The organism is Aequorivita flava (assembly GCF_038742595.1).
Classification (GTDB): Bacteria; Bacteroidota; Bacteroidia; order Flavobacteriales; family Flavobacteriaceae; genus Aequorivita; species Aequorivita marisscotiae.
The window spans coordinates 12198-29294 of record NZ_JBANCF010000019.1 but is presented as its reverse complement, the minus strand read 5'-3'; the positions used below and the strand labels follow the sequence as shown (position 1 = coordinate 29294).

At 36.7% G+C, this 17097-nt stretch carries 19 protein-coding genes; 12 read left to right on the top strand and 7 right to left on the bottom strand.

Going from position 1 to position 17097, the window contains the following annotated elements; genetic code table 11:
- The 3 genes from VZD24_RS14770 to recO all read left to right on the top strand — a co-directional run.
- On the top strand, positions 1-263 hold a 263-nt coding region (locus VZD24_RS14770), incomplete at its 5' end, for a T9SS type A sorting domain-containing protein (RefSeq protein ID WP_342688040.1).
- A 136-nt stretch (positions 264-399) separates the two neighbouring features.
- Complete coding sequence (gene porZ, locus VZD24_RS14765) at positions 400-2700, top strand: type IX secretion system anionic LPS delivery protein PorZ (protein ID WP_279449475.1); 2301 nt, start codon at positions 400-402, stop codon at positions 2698-2700.
- Positions 2700-3419, top strand: coding sequence for a DNA repair protein RecO (recO, locus tag VZD24_RS14760; protein ID WP_279449474.1), 720 nt, complete (start codon positions 2700-2702; stop codon positions 3417-3419). The genes porZ and recO overlap by 1 nt, the downstream gene beginning before the upstream one ends.
- 22 nt (positions 3420-3441) lie before the next feature.
- On the opposite strand, the gene VZD24_RS14755 is transcribed toward recO, so the two are convergent.
- The 3 genes from VZD24_RS14755 to VZD24_RS14745 all read right to left on the bottom strand — a co-directional run bounded on the left by VZD24_RS14755 (position 3442) and on the right by VZD24_RS14745 (position 5391).
- On the bottom strand, positions 3442-4020 hold the full coding sequence (locus VZD24_RS14755; RefSeq protein WP_342688039.1) for a GNAT family N-acetyltransferase: 579 nt from the start codon (positions 4018-4020) through the stop codon (positions 3442-3444).
- 133 nt (positions 4021-4153) lie between these two features.
- Entirely contained in the window at positions 4154-4849 is a 696-nt protein-coding gene (locus VZD24_RS14750; RefSeq protein ID WP_279449472.1) for a TVP38/TMEM64 family protein, read from the bottom strand.
- Positions 4850-4932: 83 nt separating this feature from the next.
- Positions 4933-5391: a Na(+)-translocating NADH-quinone reductase subunit F gene (locus tag VZD24_RS14745; protein WP_279449471.1), complete on the bottom strand. Its 459-nt coding sequence runs from the start codon at positions 5389-5391 to the stop codon at positions 4933-4935.
- Between the two features lie 187 nt (positions 5392-5578).
- Here VZD24_RS14745 and VZD24_RS14740 point away from each other — a divergent pair, with 187 nt between their 5' ends.
- The gene (locus VZD24_RS14740) at positions 5579-5800 is read left to right on the top strand and encodes a PLD nuclease N-terminal domain-containing protein (protein WP_279449470.1); all 222 of its coding nucleotides are present in this window, start codon (positions 5579-5581) and stop codon (positions 5798-5800) included.
- Between the two features lies 1 nt (position 5801).
- Here VZD24_RS14740 and VZD24_RS14735 read toward each other — a convergent pair whose 3' ends face one another.
- The gene (locus VZD24_RS14735) at positions 5802-7370 is read right to left on the bottom strand and encodes a serine hydrolase (protein WP_279449469.1); all 1569 of its coding nucleotides are present in this window, start codon (positions 7368-7370) and stop codon (positions 5802-5804) included.
- 208 nt (positions 7371-7578) lie between these two features.
- Between VZD24_RS14735 and VZD24_RS14730 the strand changes: the two genes are divergently transcribed.
- From VZD24_RS14730 to VZD24_RS14695, 8 genes are all read left to right on the top strand, one after another.
- Positions 7579-7938, top strand: a complete 360-nt coding sequence (locus VZD24_RS14730; protein ID WP_342688038.1) for a hypothetical protein — start codon at positions 7579-7581, stop codon at positions 7936-7938.
- A gap of 29 nt (positions 7939-7967) precedes the next feature.
- Positions 7968-8351 (top strand): cation:proton antiporter regulatory subunit, encoded by a 384-nt coding sequence (locus VZD24_RS14725; protein WP_342688037.1) that lies wholly within the window; start codon positions 7968-7970, stop codon positions 8349-8351.
- Between the two features lie 233 nt (positions 8352-8584).
- Complete coding sequence (locus tag VZD24_RS14720; RefSeq protein ID WP_279449466.1) at positions 8585-9397, top strand: META domain-containing protein; 813 nt, start codon at positions 8585-8587, stop codon at positions 9395-9397.
- A 29-nt stretch (positions 9398-9426) separates the two neighbouring features.
- Positions 9427-9843 (top strand): DUF2141 domain-containing protein, encoded by a 417-nt coding sequence (locus VZD24_RS14715; RefSeq protein WP_279449465.1) that lies wholly within the window; start codon positions 9427-9429, stop codon positions 9841-9843.
- A 242-nt stretch (positions 9844-10085) separates the two neighbouring features.
- On the top strand, positions 10086-10967 hold the full coding sequence (locus tag VZD24_RS14710) for a DMT family transporter (RefSeq protein WP_342688035.1): 882 nt from the start codon (positions 10086-10088) through the stop codon (positions 10965-10967).
- 49 nt (positions 10968-11016) lie between these two features.
- Positions 11017-12123: a mechanosensitive ion channel family protein gene (locus VZD24_RS14705; RefSeq protein WP_342688034.1), complete on the top strand. Its 1107-nt coding sequence runs from the start codon at positions 11017-11019 to the stop codon at positions 12121-12123.
- A gap of 73 nt (positions 12124-12196) precedes the next feature.
- Positions 12197-13093, top strand: a complete 897-nt coding sequence (locus tag VZD24_RS14700) for a LysR substrate-binding domain-containing protein (protein WP_279449462.1) — start codon at positions 12197-12199, stop codon at positions 13091-13093.
- A gap of 74 nt (positions 13094-13167) precedes the next feature.
- Positions 13168-14109: a YeiH family protein gene (locus VZD24_RS14695; RefSeq protein ID WP_342688033.1), complete on the top strand. Its 942-nt coding sequence runs from the start codon at positions 13168-13170 to the stop codon at positions 14107-14109.
- A 12-nt stretch (positions 14110-14121) separates the two neighbouring features.
- Here VZD24_RS14695 and VZD24_RS14690 read toward each other — a convergent pair whose 3' ends face one another.
- The 3 genes from VZD24_RS14690 to VZD24_RS14680 form a co-directional block, all read right to left on the bottom strand.
- The gene (locus tag VZD24_RS14690) at positions 14122-15510 is read right to left on the bottom strand and encodes an NAD(P)(+) transhydrogenase (Re/Si-specific) subunit beta (protein ID WP_279449460.1); all 1389 of its coding nucleotides are present in this window, start codon (positions 15508-15510) and stop codon (positions 14122-14124) included.
- Between the two features lie 129 nt (positions 15511-15639).
- Entirely contained in the window at positions 15640-15981 is a 342-nt protein-coding gene (locus tag VZD24_RS14685) for an NAD(P) transhydrogenase subunit alpha part 2 (protein ID WP_279449459.1), read from the bottom strand.
- Entirely contained in the window at positions 15939-17072 is a 1134-nt protein-coding gene (locus VZD24_RS14680) for an NAD(P) transhydrogenase subunit alpha (RefSeq protein WP_279449458.1), read from the bottom strand. The genes VZD24_RS14685 and VZD24_RS14680 overlap by 43 nt, the downstream gene beginning before the upstream one ends.
- Between the last annotated feature and the right edge of the window lie 25 nt (positions 17073-17097).

The following is a 17097-nucleotide window of genomic DNA, read 5'->3' as shown; positions in this document are numbered from 1 at the left end:
GCGTGGCAGCGGCAACACTCCAAGATTTTACCATGTACCCCAACCCGACAACCGGCACCGTTGCCATAAACCTCCCCAACCAAGGGTTTGTTGGCTTGGCGGTTACGGTTTCCAACAACTTTGGGCAGGTTTTGGAAAGCAAAGAGCCGTTGGAAAACACAACGGTCATAAAACTGGATGTTTCGGGCTATGCGGCAGGCATCTATTTTGTAACCCTAAAAACCCTAAATGAAACCATTACTAAGAAATTGGTGGTGCGCTAAGAGTTGAAATATCGAAAACCAACAGAGGAAGCTAATATAGCTTCCTCTGTTGGTTTTTATAATATGGAAAGGCTTTTTCATTCCCATCTCGCAATAAATAGTATTTTAGCGTGTTAATATTCAAAACAGAATTTCTATGAAGCAGTGGACAATTGCTTTACTATTTATATTTCCCTTTCTGGCAAGCGCCCAGAATTTCGAAGATCGATGGACGGGTCATTTCTCTTATGTATCAATAAAAGATATTTCACAAGGCAACAATAAAATATATGTGGGAGCCGAAAATGCTGTGTTTTATTATGATATTTCAACTCAAAAAATTAAAACGCTCTCTACCGTAAACGGCCTCTCGGGAAATGCCATAACTACCATTTACTACAGCGAGGATTATAATTTGTTAATTATTGGGTATGAAGATGGCCTAATGGAAATAGTAAAAGACGGTGAAGAAAGAGTTTTAAAAGTGGTGGATATTTTAGAAAAACAAACTATTCCTCCCGACAGAAAGCGAATTAACAATTTTACCGAATTTAACGGCAAACTCTATATAGCCACACAATACGGTATTTCGGTTTATGATTTGGCCAGACTAGAATTTGGCGATACTTATTTTATTGGCGATGGCGGTGGCCAAATAGATATTGTACAAACGATAATAAAGGAACCCTATATTTTTGCGGCGAGCGCTACCGATGGAATGCGCAGAGCACTTGTAGCAGACGATAATTTAATCGACTTTGAAAACTGGACTACAATTATGGGCGGGGGCTACAGAGCAGCAGAAAAGCTTGGCAACGACCTATATGCTGCAAACCGCGCAAATACTATATTGCGTTTTACATCCAATGGCGCTACTACCGAAGTAAAAAATTTTTCGGCCCAAGTGCTTAAATTTCGACTGGCGGATAACCTATTAACTATAACTACCAATAATTCTGTACAAGCTTATTCCGAAGGATTTGTTGAAGCAGCAGCTGTAAACAATGTGCTTAATTACGATTTGGATTTGCTTTCTGGGTACGGGTTTGATGACAATTTTTACATAGGAACAAATGAAGACGGTTTGTTAATTGTTCCTTTTGGAAGTATGCAAGCCGACCAGATTTTGCCAAATGGTCCCGAACGTAACAGTCCGTATGCTATAGATGCTTCTCCCGGACAACTTTGGGTAAATTTTGGTGAAATAGACAAAGATTACAATCCATATCCACTTTCGCGCTATGGCATAAGTGTTTTAAAAGATACGCTTTGGAATAATATTTCATACGAAGATTTAAGTGCAGCTGTGGGAGCTGAACCAACAGATTTGGTAAATGTTACCATCAATCCAAAATTGCCAAATGAAGTTTATATGAGTTCATTTCAAAAAGGGCTTTTAAAAATTGTGGACGACACTCCCACAATCCTATACGATGAAACCAATAGCCCGTTAGACCGGATTATGATTGGTAACGACGATGCGGGAATTAGAATCTATGGGTCTGATTTTGACCCACAAGGGAATTTGTGGTTCGCGCAAACAAAAACAGACGAGGGCTTAATAAAATTAACCCCGGGCGGACAATTTCAAAAAGTTGACTTATCGAGCGTTATTACGAATGCCCTAAATGAATTGGCTATAACCCAATTAGATATAAGTAGAGAAAATTATGTATTTATGGGTAGTTATAGCAATGGTTTAATAGGGTATAATCCCACAACAAACCGACTTAATAAAATTGGCCAAGGCCCTGGCAATGGCAATTTACCTTCAGCTGCAGTAAGAACAATTGCCTTTGATGCTCAAAATAGACTTTGGATTGGAACCCTAAAAGGATTGCGCGTACTTTATAGTCCCGGTAGTTTTTTTGAAGAAGGTACTACTCCAGAATCACAAGCAATAATTATATTGGAAGATGGCGTAGCCCAAGAACTTTTATACGAACAAACAATTACCGATATTGAAGTAGATGGTTCTAATAACAAATGGATAGCTACAACCTCATCGGGAGTTTTTTACTTGTCGGCAAATGGGCAAGAAACCTTGCTACGTTTCACCAAAGATAATTCGCCATTACCGTCTAATACCGTTCAGGATATTGCTATCGATCCATTTACGGGCGTGGTTTATTTTGCCACCCTCAAAGGTCTTGTTGCTTATAAAGGAACCGCAACTGCTCCCGGTGACAATTTAGAAAACCTACACGCCTTTCCAAATCCTGTTCGACCCGGATTTAGCGGCAATGTTACTATAGACGGACTCACCGCCCAGGCGAATGTAAAAATTACCGATATTACCGGTAATCTTGTTTTTGAAGAAACTTCGGAAGGAGGAAGCGTACTTTGGGACACAACTGCTTTTGGAAAATATAAGGTGCGTTCGGGGGTGTATTTAGTACTCGTTACTACAGATGACAACACCGAAACCAAAGTTTCGAAAATAATGATAATCCGTTAATGGTAGTTGCTACCAAAGCCATCGTATTTTCGGCAATAAAGTATTCAGAGGCAGACCTTATTGTGTGCTGTTATACCGAAATTGCAGGTGTAAAAAGCTATTTGCTTCGCGGTATTTTAAAATCGAAAAGAGGAAAGCTCAAGGCCTCGTATTTTCAACCACTCACCCAACTCGAACTTATTGCAGACCATAAAAACAAAGGTACTTTAGAATATATAAAAGAAGCTAAAGTTGCTGTTCCGTACCAATCTTTACATACCGATATTGTGAAGTCTGGTCTGGTTATGTTTTTATCTGAAATGCTAAAAAATTGTATTCGTGAAGAAGAGCCAAATACAGCACTTTTTGCTTTTATGGAACGCGCTTTTCAATGGTTGGATGCAAATGAAGCCATTGCCAATTTTCATATATTCTTTTTAATGCAACTCAGTTTGTACCTAGGTTTTTTCCCGGATGCTTCTAATATTGAAGAAAAATACTTCAATATTATAGATGGAAATTTTCAAGCTACAGACACATCTAAATATTGTTTGGAAGGAACGCAAATTGAAAATTTTAAACTGTTTTTTAACTTAGATTACAACACTTTACATACAGTAAAACTCTCAAAAAAACAGCGAAAGGAATTGTTGGATTTGCTTTTAGCGTATTATAGTTTTCACGTTCAAGGGTATCAAAAACCGAAATCATTGGCAGTACTTAACCAGTTGTTTTCGTAATTCAATTTTATTAAAACTTCACTTATAATGGGCGCTGTAAATGTTCGTAAACATTGCTGCCAAGTTGTTTTTTGCCTACACTTTTAAACCCCAAAGCTAGATAAAGTTTTTTGGCATTTGGATTCTTAAAATCTACCAGCAATCCTATTTTTTCGTGTCCTTCAAATTTAGCTTTCTGTATTGCCGCTGCCAATAATTTTTTGCCAATTCCTTTCCCTTGATGGTTTGGCGATACGCTTACCGTATCTATATAAACTTCTCCGGGAATGGTTTCGTCTTCAATTTTTAAGTCGGTTACATTGTACTTATCGGCTATATACGCCATAAAAGGAACTCTGTATTTAGGCAATAACGCGCCATTATAGCACGTAATGGAACCCATTATAATATTTTCTTCGGCATATACCAAAGTATGTTCAAAACTGTACTGATTGGCAGGTTGCTGAAAAAAATATTCAAATAGGGGAACTGCTTTTTCAGGAGAATTTGTATTGGCAAAAGTACACGCCAAATCTTCCATCGCTTGCACAATTAACGGTGCTACTTGTTTGTAATCTTCGGCTCGAGCCGGGCGTATATTATAATGCAAGCTAGTATCCATAGAGGAAAAATAATGAATCAATAAGTGATTTAAAAGTTTGTAAGAAGCAATTGAAATCTTCAAAAGTTAGCTGTAATCCAACTTTTTATTTAAAATCTCGAAACAATTAATTGGTTTGCAAAAATAGAAAATTTCAATTTGTTGTTTTTCGTTTTTTATCCCACCAAATATAAATTATAAAAAGTATTAAACTTCCTATTGAAGCCCACAACAAGCCAGATTTTAAAGTATTTATATTTTTTCCTACAATAGCAATTAATATTGTTAGGGGCGTAATTCCCAGCAAGGTTGCTGTAATAAATCGCCAATAATTCATTTTTAATACGCCGGCCACAAAGCTAATGGCATCGTTAGAGAGAAAAGGATTTACACGAGTAATTACAACGGCCCAAAACCCATATTCTTTTAAAAAAGAACTTACTTTTTTCATGGTCGTATTTCCTAAAAGATTCACTATAATTTGCGTTCCTACATATTTACCAATTAAATATCCTACGGATGAAGCCGAGAATACGGCAATTAAAATTAGTAAGCTTCCCCAAATAGGTCCGTAGGCCAAAATAGTAACAATCATTAGCAAAATGGTGGGAATGACTATCAAAAACATTTGTGCAATCATTGCTAAAACAAGCACAAGTGGTCCAAACCAACCAAAGCCTTCAACCCACTTTTGAATGCGGGCTTCGTCATCGCTTGTAAGCACATTCCAAGCTTGGGTAAAAAATTGTTTTACTTCCGGTATTGTAAAATAACAAACCACTAATATGGCAATAAAAATAAGTGAAAGATAGAGCGGCAGCCTTTTTGTCGCTTTACGTGTATTGGTCATAGTTACTTAAATGGAATCTTAAAGTTGTGAAGTTTATTATCACTTTTTTATAAAATAGGGCTCATTTTTTTAAGTGCAATAATTTAAACCCGCGCAAGCTGTTTGCTTATAGTATTTGGCTTTTCCGTAATAAATAATGAAGAATAATCCATCACGTTTTGTACGTTATCTAGCTTACACAAATACGCGGTAGCAGCCGAAAGACCCTTTAATAAAGTGTCTTTTGAAGTGGGATTTTTGGGCTTACTGTTTCTATAATTTAAAGGAAGTGTATAGCCGCAGCCCTTTAAAAACTCTGCTTCAATATTTAAAAGTTCTAAAGGAGAGTACCCGTAAAATTTTCGCCCTAATTTTTCATGTACCAAACCAACATAATTTAATTGCAACGATCCATGCGCGTCGCTGAGGTGCTTCCAGCTATCGGTATTATTACAAATATTACCCACTGCACAGTGCATACAGCATTCTGGATTTAGCATATTTTCATGAAACGCAACATAGAGTTTAGTTAGAGCATTGTCTAATCTTTTTGTAGTTTTCATAATTTCGACTTTATGTGTTATGAAATTAAGGAATATCTGTAAAACAGGCCACCAATTTTAGATATCTTTATGATGACGGCAGTAATGCGGAAATTTTAAAAGCAAGAAAATAATTAAATGTTATATATTTACAATCAATGATTTAGCTATTTAGATCGCTTTAAATAATATTTAATTGAGAATTTAAATGATATTTCTTTCCACCATAGGCGTTTGGCAGATTGTACTAATAATTGTAATATTGATTATTACTGTACTGCCTATATTGGCTTTGATAAACATATTACAAAATGAATTTACATCCCAAAATAAATTAATTTGGGTATTGGTCGTATTATTTCTTCCGCTGTTTGGATCTGTTCTTTACTTCGCCTTAGGAAACGAGCACAAGTTGAAAAAACGGTCCTAATCTATTTTATCCGGGTAAACTCCAAGTCCTGATAGTCATAACTAAAATCGGTAAGTGGCGAAATGGCGCTGAGGGTAAATCCATTTGCTTTACCTTCAGTATTAAAAGTAAAATTTAAAAAAGCATCGGCTTTTAGCGCGGGATCATCCCAACGAACCACGTATGTAGTTCCTTTATAAAAAATCATTTCACCTTTTAAATCCAATGCCTTTTCTGCGCTAAAGCGTAGTGTACCATTCTGGTCGCTGATCTGTACGCCGCCAAACCACGGATCTTTATACGTGCCTACAATGTTTTTAGTGCTGGGTTTTGGTGTTTTGCTATTTAAGGAAGCTTTTATATCTGCAGCTACTTGCTTGGTAATGCTGTCTTCCCTGCGTTCGCCAGCCAAGCGTCGTTCGTTATATTGCTCAATCCTATCCTTGTTTTTAATATTAAAATAGCCGTCTTTTATTGAGTTGGTAATAGCTCTAAAAGCCGCACCACTTTGTTGGTTGGTAAGAACAATTATGCCTAAATTTAATTCGGGAAGCAGTGTTACTTGGCTTACAATTCCAAGTAGGCCTCCTGTATGCGTAACTTGAAAGTAGCCATTAACATCACTTAAAAACCAACCCAACCCATAAGCCGTAAAATGTGTATTATACGCTCCTCTCCCGCCTCGTACAATAGTTTGGGGCGTCCACATTTCGTTGTGTACTTTTTTGCTGAAAAGACTTTTTTGAAGTTCTTCGCCGTATTTTCCCTCGTTCAGTTGTGCCTGCACCCAAGTACACATATCGTTAATTGAAGCATAGATTCCGGCCGCTGGAGTAGCAATTTGCGTAAAGGTATCGGCTGTTAATTCCAGTTTTCCATTTACCGGGGCGTGGCCGTCTATTCTATTGTCGTCTGCTTTAATTTTTGGAATTGAAAGAAACGAACGCTCCATTTTCAAGGGTTTAAAAAAGTTTTCAGAAATATAGTCGTCATAACCTTTTCCAGAAATTCTTGCAACTATTTCGCCAGCTACAATATACAGTAAGTTGTCATAATCGTATTTGCTTCTAAAGGAAGAAACTGGCTTTAAATACCGCAAATTATGAATCATTTCATCTTTCGTAGTTGTGTTTGAAGCTGGAAAAACCATTAAGTCTCCAGCGCCCAAACCTAGCCCGCTGCGGTGGGTTACAAGATCGCGAACGGTAAATTGGTCGGTTACATATGCGTCGTACAATTTAAACTCAGGAATAATATCGGTTACTTTGGTGTCCCATGAAAGTTTTTCCGCATCAACTAGTTTTCCCAAGGCGGCGGTGGTAAAAGCTTTTGTATTTGATGCCACGCCAAAAAGAGTGTTTTCGTTTACTTCGGCATTGGTTTTTAACGAACGCACGCCGTAGGTATTTTTATGATATATTTTTCCATCCTTTATAACAGCAACCGCCATTCCGGGAACATCAAACGTTTTCATGGTTTTTTGTACCAAACTGTCAATTTGCGAGCTACTAAGTGCCTGTGCATTTATGAGTGAAGTAATGCCGAAAAACATAACGGTTAAGGCAATGGTTTTTTGAAAAAAGGTTTTCATACTTCTATTTTAATGTGTTGAAATTTAAAATTTATTAGCGCGTTCAAGTTATAAATTTTTGTAGTGTTAATTATAATATCAGGTCTAAAATCACTTCTACTTTTTAAAAATTTGCGATATATTTAAACCGATACCTTAAAAAACTTTACATTAATATTTTTATAAAGAATTGCTGAGGGCGCCTATTTCTTCTTAATTTTGAAACTATATGATTGCAGCAATAACATTATTTTTGGTCGTGGCCCTTTCAGCTTTAATTACAAAAATTGCAACTATTGCATTAATCCACACGGGTCTTTCTACTCAAAGCGCGCGGTTTCAAGCGCGTTCGGCTTATACTGGCGCGGGATTTACCACTTCAGAATCCGAAAAAATTATGAACCATCCTGTTCGTAGAAAAATCATTTTCAATTTAATGTTAATTGGTAATGCGGGAATTGTTACAGTTATGTCGTCTCTTATATTAACTTTTGTCTTACCCGATACATTAACTTCAAAATTATATGGGTTGGCAATTGTTGTTTTGGGGTTAAGCCTTATTTGGTGGGCCATTAAAGCGAATGGGTAGATCGAGTTCTTTCAAAGATTATAAATAGAATGCTAAAAAAATACACCGATTTAGATATACTCGATTACGCAGCAGTACTTCACTTAAAAGACGATTATAAAATTAGTGAACGCAAAGTTGCCGAAGACAGTTGGATGGCAAATAAAACGCTCATGGAACTGGATTTAAGGCATGAAGGCATAACGGTTTTAGGAATTTATCGAGCCGATTGCGATTATATTGGGTCGCCAACGGGGAGTTTTGAAATATTACCCCGCGATGTGTTAACTATTTATGGCAAGGCTGAGGTGATAAAAAATTTGTATTCCCGAAAAAGGGATTTTGTGGCATCTATGGCCCATAAAGAATATGTGGCAAAAGAAAATAAACGAATTGAAAAACAAAGTGCAGATCGGAACCAAGCCAATAATTAAAGGTCTTTTACCAACGTTCGTACACGCCGTGCTTTGTAAATAATTCCTAAAAAATTAAAGTATTCAATCTTTTTAAAATTACGGTACGCTTTATGTAAATCTTCGCTGTATTAATAAATCCTTCACTTTAATTTAGCTTTTCAGTGGGATTTATTCTAACGCATAAATAGTAGATTGCAATGAAAATACTTCGGTAACGATAAAGACGAACTTTAATAATAAAAAGAAAAAATATGAAATTTCAATTTTTAGCAATTGTGCTCGCATCCTTTAGCTTATTTAGTTGCGGTACAACCCAAAACAATGCAATGATCAATACAACAGAATCCACTTCAGAAAATACAATTACAGAAACGCATTGGGTACTAGAAACGCTTGGAGGCGAGAAAATTGATGCTTTTAAATATGGCAACCCAATAGGTTTTAAGCTAAACGACAAAGAAAATAGAATTAATGGTTTTTCAGGCTGCAATAGTTTTTTTGGAAATTATAGCTTGGAAGCCGGCAATAGAATTAGTTTTTCGTCTTTGGGAGCAACAAAAATGGCATGTTTAACCCTTGCTTTTAACGAAGCCGATTTACTGGAAGTATTTAATCTAGCCGATAACTATAGTATTTCTGGCGACAAACTTTCGCTAAACGTTGGAAAAAGAGCTCCACTGGCCGTATTTAAAAAAGCAACGGAAACGGAACCAATAACTGAAAAATACTGGAAATTAAAAACATTGGAAGGGCAGGAAGTAAAAATGGCTAAAAACCAGGAAAAGGAAATTTACTTTATGCTGAAAACCGACGATAATAAAGTAGTTGGATTTGCCGGTTGCAATACCTTTTCGGGAAACTATACCTTGCAAGAAGGTAATCGGATTCAGTTTTCGCAAATGGCAACTACAATGATGGCTTGTCCAGATTTAGATATAAATGAAGCCGAATTTTTAAAAGTGTTTGAGCTGGCAGATAACTTCACTATTCAGGATGATGTGCTGTCGCTTAATGTAGGTCGCAGAGCACCCTTGGCGGTATTTGAAGCGGTTTATTTCAACTAAAACATAAAGATTAATTAAAACTTTATTCTGTGACGTATTTATTACTTTATTTTTATGTATTCTTTATTGGTACCATTAATGAAACCAACACTTTAACGATTCATATTACCAATATTGAAAACGTTGAAGGAACTTTAGAAGTAGCAATATTTAATTCTGATGAGCGATTTTTAGAAGAAGGTCAAGCGCTAAAAACTATTTCGGTTAAAGTAAAAGCAAATGCTCAGACTGTAGTATTTAAAGATTTGCCTTCAGGAAATTATGCTGTTTCTATGTACCATGACGAAAATTCAGACGGCGATTTTAATCGAAATTTCATGGGTATTCCTAAGGAGCCCTATGGATTTTCAAACAATTTTCATCCAAAGTTTTCGGCACCTAAATTTGAGGATTGCCAATTTTATTTAGATGCAGATCACACTATAGAAATAGCCTTAAAGGGATAATATTGCATTAACTGTAAAACCACTATTACAAAATTTGTTTGCTACTTATGAAGCGAACGCAATAAACAAATTTATTGTTGCCAGATTGCCATAGGAAAGCATTTTTTTCTAAAAGCAGTCTGGCATTTTAGTTCTTATGAATAATTTTTTTAGCACGAGAATAAAAGTTTTTTGACAGCGGTTCGAGAAATAAAACCCATAAATTTGCACCTTTATTTTTCAGTAGAAAAAATTAATTGGGAATGGGAAAAATTATAGATAATAAGTGGTTCTTACTTATTATTATTGCGGTTACTTGGGGCAGTTCTTTTATACTGATAAAAAAATCACTACTAGTTTTTTCACCCTTTCAGATTGGTGCTTTTCGAGTTGCCATTTCAGGAATTTTATTAGCTTTCATTGGGTTGCCCGCACTTAGAAAAATGCCCTCTAAAACGTTGTTTTGGATTGCACTCACAGGTTTTTTTGGCAACTTTATCCCGATGTATCTTTTCCCAATAGCACAAACACGTGTAAGCAGTGCGCTAGCGGGAATTTTAGATTCGCTGGTACCAGTTTTTGTATTGGTCTTTGGGTTTTTCCTATTTGGAATTAAAAGTAAATGGCTTCAAATTTTGGGGGCGCTAATTGGGTTTGTCGGCGCAGGTATATTAATGTATTTTTCCGAAACAACTTCCGAAGAATCAAAACTTGGCTACGCGCTTTTAGTAGTATTGGCAACAGCTTGCTATGCCGTAGCAGCACTTATTATAAAAGCCAAATTACAGCATATTCCTTCAATGAAACTTTCGGGTGCCGTTTTTACAATTTGGATGGTTCCGTCGTTATTAATATTAATTTTTAGTGGCTTTTTTTCCGATTTTCAGCCAAATACTGAAACATGGGAAGCATTAGGTTATCTGAGTATTTTGACGATTTTGGGAACTACGATTGCAATAATTCTGTACTATAAATTAATTCAGAATACATCGCCTGTTTTTGCGAGTACAGTAACTTATTTATTGCCGTTGGTAGCAGTGGTTTGGGGATTATTAGATGGAGAAAAATTTAGTTTATGGTATGTAATCGGCGGATTACTTATCTTGTGGGGAATATATTTAATTCGTGAAAAGAAGAAAATATAAAAGCGGAAACGCAATAAAAAGAAATTAAGCTTACACTAATAAATGTTTTATGATAGATTTTTTTGAAACATACAAAACGGAACTGCTATACTCCGTTCTAATATTAGTAGGGGTTGTGGCGCTAACGTTTATTACAAATATTATTCATAAAGTAATGGTTCAACGAGGGTTGAAACGAACGGAAGGAACTGAGCCAGCTGCAATAAATTTAATAAAACGAATATTAAATTCACTTTGGCTTGTCATGGGAATTATGGGCCTTATCTTTTTATTTTTTACAGATGCTTATGAAAAACTAAAACACGAATTCCAAGTGTTCGTGTATTTGGGAATAGTGGCGGTAATTACTATTGTTATTGCTTCTTCCGTAAACATTTGGTTCAGAAAAAGCATAAAGCGAAAAATACTCGCTAATGAAGATCCTACCGCTTTTAAATTTTTGCGTTATATAGCCGTTTTTGCTGTATATACGGTAGGTGTATTAATAGCGCTTCTCGCGTTCCCATCGTTAAAGGGTGTGGCGCAAACAGCACTTGGCGGCGCTGGAGTTATTGCTTTAATTGCTGGAGTGGCATCGCAGGAGGCCTTGGCTAACTTAGTGGGCGGGGTTTTTATAATTTCCTTTAAACCCTTCAAAATTGGCGACATTATAAAACTTTCTGACGATATGGTTGGCACTGTGGTAGATATTACCTTAAGACATACAATTATTCGCAATTTTGAAAATAAAATGATTGTTGTTCCAAATGCAATTATCAATAAAGAAAAACTAATTAATTATAATCTTGGCGATGTAAAAATTTGCGAGCGAATTGAGTTTCAAATTTCGTATGAAAGCAACATTCTATTGGCGAAGCAAATTATGAAACAAGTTTGTGAAGCACATCCGCTTATAATAGATAACCGTTCGGCTGTAGATATCTTAAATGGCAGTGATGTGGTGCGAACGGCGCTGGTATCTATCAATGATTCTACAATTACGGTGCGCGCTTGGTGTTGGGCACGAAATTATGACGATGCCTTTAACATGCGATGCGATATTTTAGAAAGTGTTAAAAAACGCTTTGAAGCCGAAGGAATAGATCTAGCATATCCGCATAGAACGCTTGTTTTTAAAGATGAAAATATTTTTAAAAATAGCGCAGAAAACAATTGATGTTTTATAGTTTAGAAGTTTAATTACTGAATTTACCAAATAGATTTATAGTAAAACTGCATAATAATTAACCATGGATTTTAGGCTGAAAGTATTTAAAATGGTGGCAGAGCAATTGAGTTTTACAAAAGCTTCAAAATTGCTATTTATATCGCAGCCCGCTGTTACAAAACATATTAATGAGCTTGAAAAACAATACGGTAAACCCCTGTTTAATCGTCATGGAAATTCAATAACACTTACTGCAGATGGTGAAATATTATTAGATTATGCTTCAAAAATAATTGAGCTGTACATCAAATTGGAGCAAGAACTTATAGATAGTCAAAAAGAACTTCCGAAAAAAATAAGCCTTGCAGCCAGCACTACTATTGCGCAATATATTTTACCTTCATTATTATCGAAATTTAAGTCGGTTTATCCGCATACGGCCATAAGCCTTATAAACCAAAATTCAGAAAGGATAGAAGCATTAGTGCTTCAAAAAAAGACCGACCTCGGTCTTTCCGAAGGAACCACCCATAATCCAACATTACATTACGAGGCTTTTATAAAAGATGAAATTGTGCTCGCCACCCGCATTGCGAATACAAATTTAAAAAGTGATGATATAAGCTTGGAGGAACTAGCTAGATTGCCCATAGTAATTCGCGAATCGGGTTCAGGCACTTTAAATATTATTGAAAATGCTTTAAAAGAAAAAGGGTTACGTTTTCAAAAAATGAACATCCAAATACAGCTGGGAAGTACAGAAAGCATAAAAAATTATCTACAATCGTCTAATGCGTATGCGTTTCTTTCAATACATTCCATAGCCAAAGAACTTAAAAACCACAGTTTTAAAATTGTTGACGTTAAAGCCTTGCGTATTGAGCGCACATTTCAGTTTGTTAGTCTTCACGGAGATTACGATAAAACTGCCGAACGTTTAAAAAATTTCTTTATCACCCATTATAACTTAATGGAATAGCGCATAACAAATTGGAATGAAAAATATACGTTAAAACATCGGAAATTTGCAGTGTAAAATTAAAACACATCACGATGAAAAATAGCCAGAACGATAAAAGTACAATCATAAAAGTAGTTTTTATAATTGTAATGGTACTCTGCGTTTTGGGATATGTAAGCAGTCCGGTAGCATTAGTAGGTGGATTTCTCTTTTCATATTTTTTGGGCCATCCATTTTTGGCGCTCAATAGCAAAGCAGTTAATTGGCTTTTAAAAATTGCCGTAGTTGGTCTCGGATTTGGAATGAATTTGGTTGAAACTGTTAATGCCGGAAAAGAAGGATTTATACTAACCATTTTCTCAATAGCGGCAACATTAATCTTAGGCTACTTTATAGGAAAACTATTAAAAATGGATAGAAAAGGGAGCCATCTTATTAGCTCTGGAACCGCCATTTGTGGTGGAAGTGCAATTGCGGCGGTTGCGCCCGTAATAAATGCTTCGGAAAAAGATATTTCTATTTCCCTTGGCGTTATTTTTCTATTAAACTCTATTGCGCTAATTGTTTTTCCGCCCTTGGGACATTTGCTTGGGCTTAGCCAGCACGAGTTCGGATTGTGGTGTGCTATTGCCATTCACGATACTAGCTCGGTTGTGGGTGCTGCATATACTTTTGGGGAAGAGGCCCTAAAAGTAGCTACTACCGTAAAGCTGGCAAGGGCGTTGTGGATTATTCCCCTGTCAATTCTTTCGGTATTTTTATTTAAGGGAAAAGGGAAAAGTGTAAAAATCCCTTACTTTATCTTCCTGTTTATTCTGGCTATTATTATGAACAGTTATTTGCCAATTCCCGAAATTTTAACCAACGGAATCACGAGTATTTCAAAGTCATTATTGGTGCTTACTCTTTTCTTAATAGGCGCCGGTCTTTCGGTAGATAAAATTAAAACTGCCGGTTTTAAACCAATGATACTTGGCGTGTCGTTGTGGGTTTTTATTTCTGTAGCCGCAATTTTTGCAATATTGGCCTTTTAAGAGTGAAGTTGTTTAAATTAACTTTAACTGATTTAAAATTTCCTGTAAAGAAACCTTTGCATCGCCAAAAAGAATGCTACAATTGTCTAAGCCAAAAAGATCGTTTTGTACACCCGCATACCCTTTGCCCATACTGCGTTTCATTACAATTACCTGTTTGCTTTCGTGGGCTCTAATAATAGGCATTCCGTACACTGGGCTGTCGGGATTATTTTCGGCAGCTGGATTAACAACATCATTGGCTCCTATTACCAAAACAGTATCGTATTGAGCCATATTTTCATTGCCTTCGTCCATTTCCTTTAAGTGTGAGTAGGCTACATTGGCTTCAGCCAGTAACACGTTCATATGCCCAGGCATTCGGCCTGCAACGGGATGGATAATATAATCTACTTGCGTATTGCGTTTCTCTAAAAGCAGTTGTAATTGCCCACACATATGTTGTGCTTGAGCAACAGCAAGCCCATATCCGGGAATTATTGCCACTTTTTGGGCAAATGATAGAGACATGGCTGTTTCAGAAATACTTATTTCTTTTATTTCTTGCTCTTCTTCCACCGCGCCATTTGTACTCTTTTTAAACGTTCCGGCAAGTACTTTTAACAAGGAACGGTTCATTGCTTTACACATTAAAAGTGTGAGCAAAATACCGGCCGCACCCACAAAAATACCACCAGCTATCATTACCTTATTTCCGTAAACAAAACCTGCAAATGCAGTGGCAATACCTGTAATACTATTTAAAAGTGAAATTACAACTGGCATATCTGCGCCGCCAATTGGCAGTACGAAAAGCACACCGTAAACCATTGCTACGGCTGCCAAAATATACATAAAAGCGGTAAAGCCAATGGGTATAATGCCAATAAAATAAAGTACGGGCAATAGTAACATTGACCCTAAAAGTATACGCGCCGAAAAAATTACGGCTTTAGTGCGTCTATCTTTTACTTTGCCGGCTAATTTCCGTTCTGCAATTATACTTCCAGTTAACGCTACTGCGCCAGTAATTAAACCTGCGATAAGTAATATTTTATTTCCTAAAATGGCTGTTGAAACATCCATCTGATTGGCTTCTACCAATCCTAAAAGCATCGCACATCCACCCCCTGTAGCATTAAACAACGACACTAATTGCGGCATGCCGGTCATTTCAACTTTGTCTGAAAGCCTTTTGCCAATTACGGTTCCCACGGCAATTGCCAAACACATAATTACCAAGTTAGTATACGGAACAACAGCTGTTAGCGCGGCAATAAAGGTTAGTACCACGGCAAGTACCATTCCCATTGCAGCTATGGCGTTTCCCGTTTTTGCATTTTTCGGAGAACTCATAAATTTTAATCCCCCCAAAAAGGAAAGCGTGGCAATTAAATAACCTATTTCGATGATTGCGTGCATGGCTTTTTTATTCTGAAATTATTCTTAGAAAAAATATGATAAAAGAAAAGACGTAAAACAAAATACAAATTTTAGTTGCTGGAAACCGAATGTTTTACGTCTTTATAATTGAATTAATTAGATGAGGAATTATTTTTTTGGATTGAACATTTTAAGCATTCGCCCAGTAACAAAAAATCCACCTGAAATATTAAGGGTGCCGAGAAAAACTGCAATTCCACCTAAGGTCAGGTTTAGGTAATCGTCTGCAGGCACGCGGAGCATTACAATAATAGCTCCTACCAAAATAACTCCACTAATAGCGTTTGCACCACTCATTAGAGGGGTGTGCAAGATGGCGGGAACATTTGCAATAACTTCTATACCAATAAAGACACAGAAAATAACAAAATAAATTTCTTGAATGTGTTGATTTATAAAATCCATACTTAAACTGTTTGTAGTTGTTTGGTGAAATGTGGGTGTGTCCATTCGCCTTTGTTTAGTATTTGCGAAGCGGATAATAACGGATCGTTTTCTACGCTCTCGGCTTTCTGTTTGTATTTCAGAAACGAGAAATAGTTATTTGAAAGCAATTTTGATGCTGCCGCAGGAATTTCGGCAGAAAGACTTGAGTTTCCGAGAATGGTAACGCCTTTGTGTTTTATACTTTCTTTGTTTTTTGAAAGTTCGCAATTTCCGCCCTGTTCGGCTGCTAAATCTACAATTACACTACCTGGCTGCATAGCTTCTACCGAGCGTGTTTCAATAAGTAAAGGCGCTTTTCTTCCAGGAATATTTGCCGTACTAATAACAATATTGGCAGACAGAATATGATTGTGAATTAATTCCTTTTGCTTTTTTTGATATTCTTCGCTTTGCTCTACGGCATACCCACCTGCGGTTGAGGATTCGGTATAACCTTCTACTTCAATAAACGTTGCGCCTAGGCTCCGAACTTCTTCACCAGCAGATTTACGAACGTCAAAGGCTTCAACTACAGCACCCAAACGACGCGCTGTGGCAATGGCTTGCAACCCTGCAACTCCAGCGCCGAGCACTAAAATTTTAGCAGGTGTAAGGGTTCCTGCCGCTGTTGTAAACATAGGAAAAACACCATTATAAATTTCTGAAGCTTTAATAACGGCTCGGTAACCGGCCAATGAGGCCATGGAGGAGAGCACGTCCATAGATTGCGCTAAAGTAGTTCGTGGCAGAAGATCTAAACTATAAACCGTAGCGTTTTTTTCTTTATAAATAGCGAATTTTGAATCATGAAAGAGGGGGTTGAAAATACCAATGAAGCAACAACCCCCCTTCATTTCCACTTCGCTAAAAGTATGACTTATGGATACAATGGTATCCGAATTTTTAAAAATTGATTCGCGAGATTGGCAGGATGCACCGGCCTGCACGTATGCGTCGTCTTCAATTTCTAGCGAACTGCCGAGCCCTGACTCAAAAAGTATATTGAGCTTTAACTCCCCGGTAAGTCGTTTAACTTCTTTGGGCAACAAACAAACCCGCGGATCGTTTGGGGTTTTAAGGATTCCTATTGTTTTGGGCTGCGGCTGTTCGCTCATATATTATTATTAAATTTTTTACTTT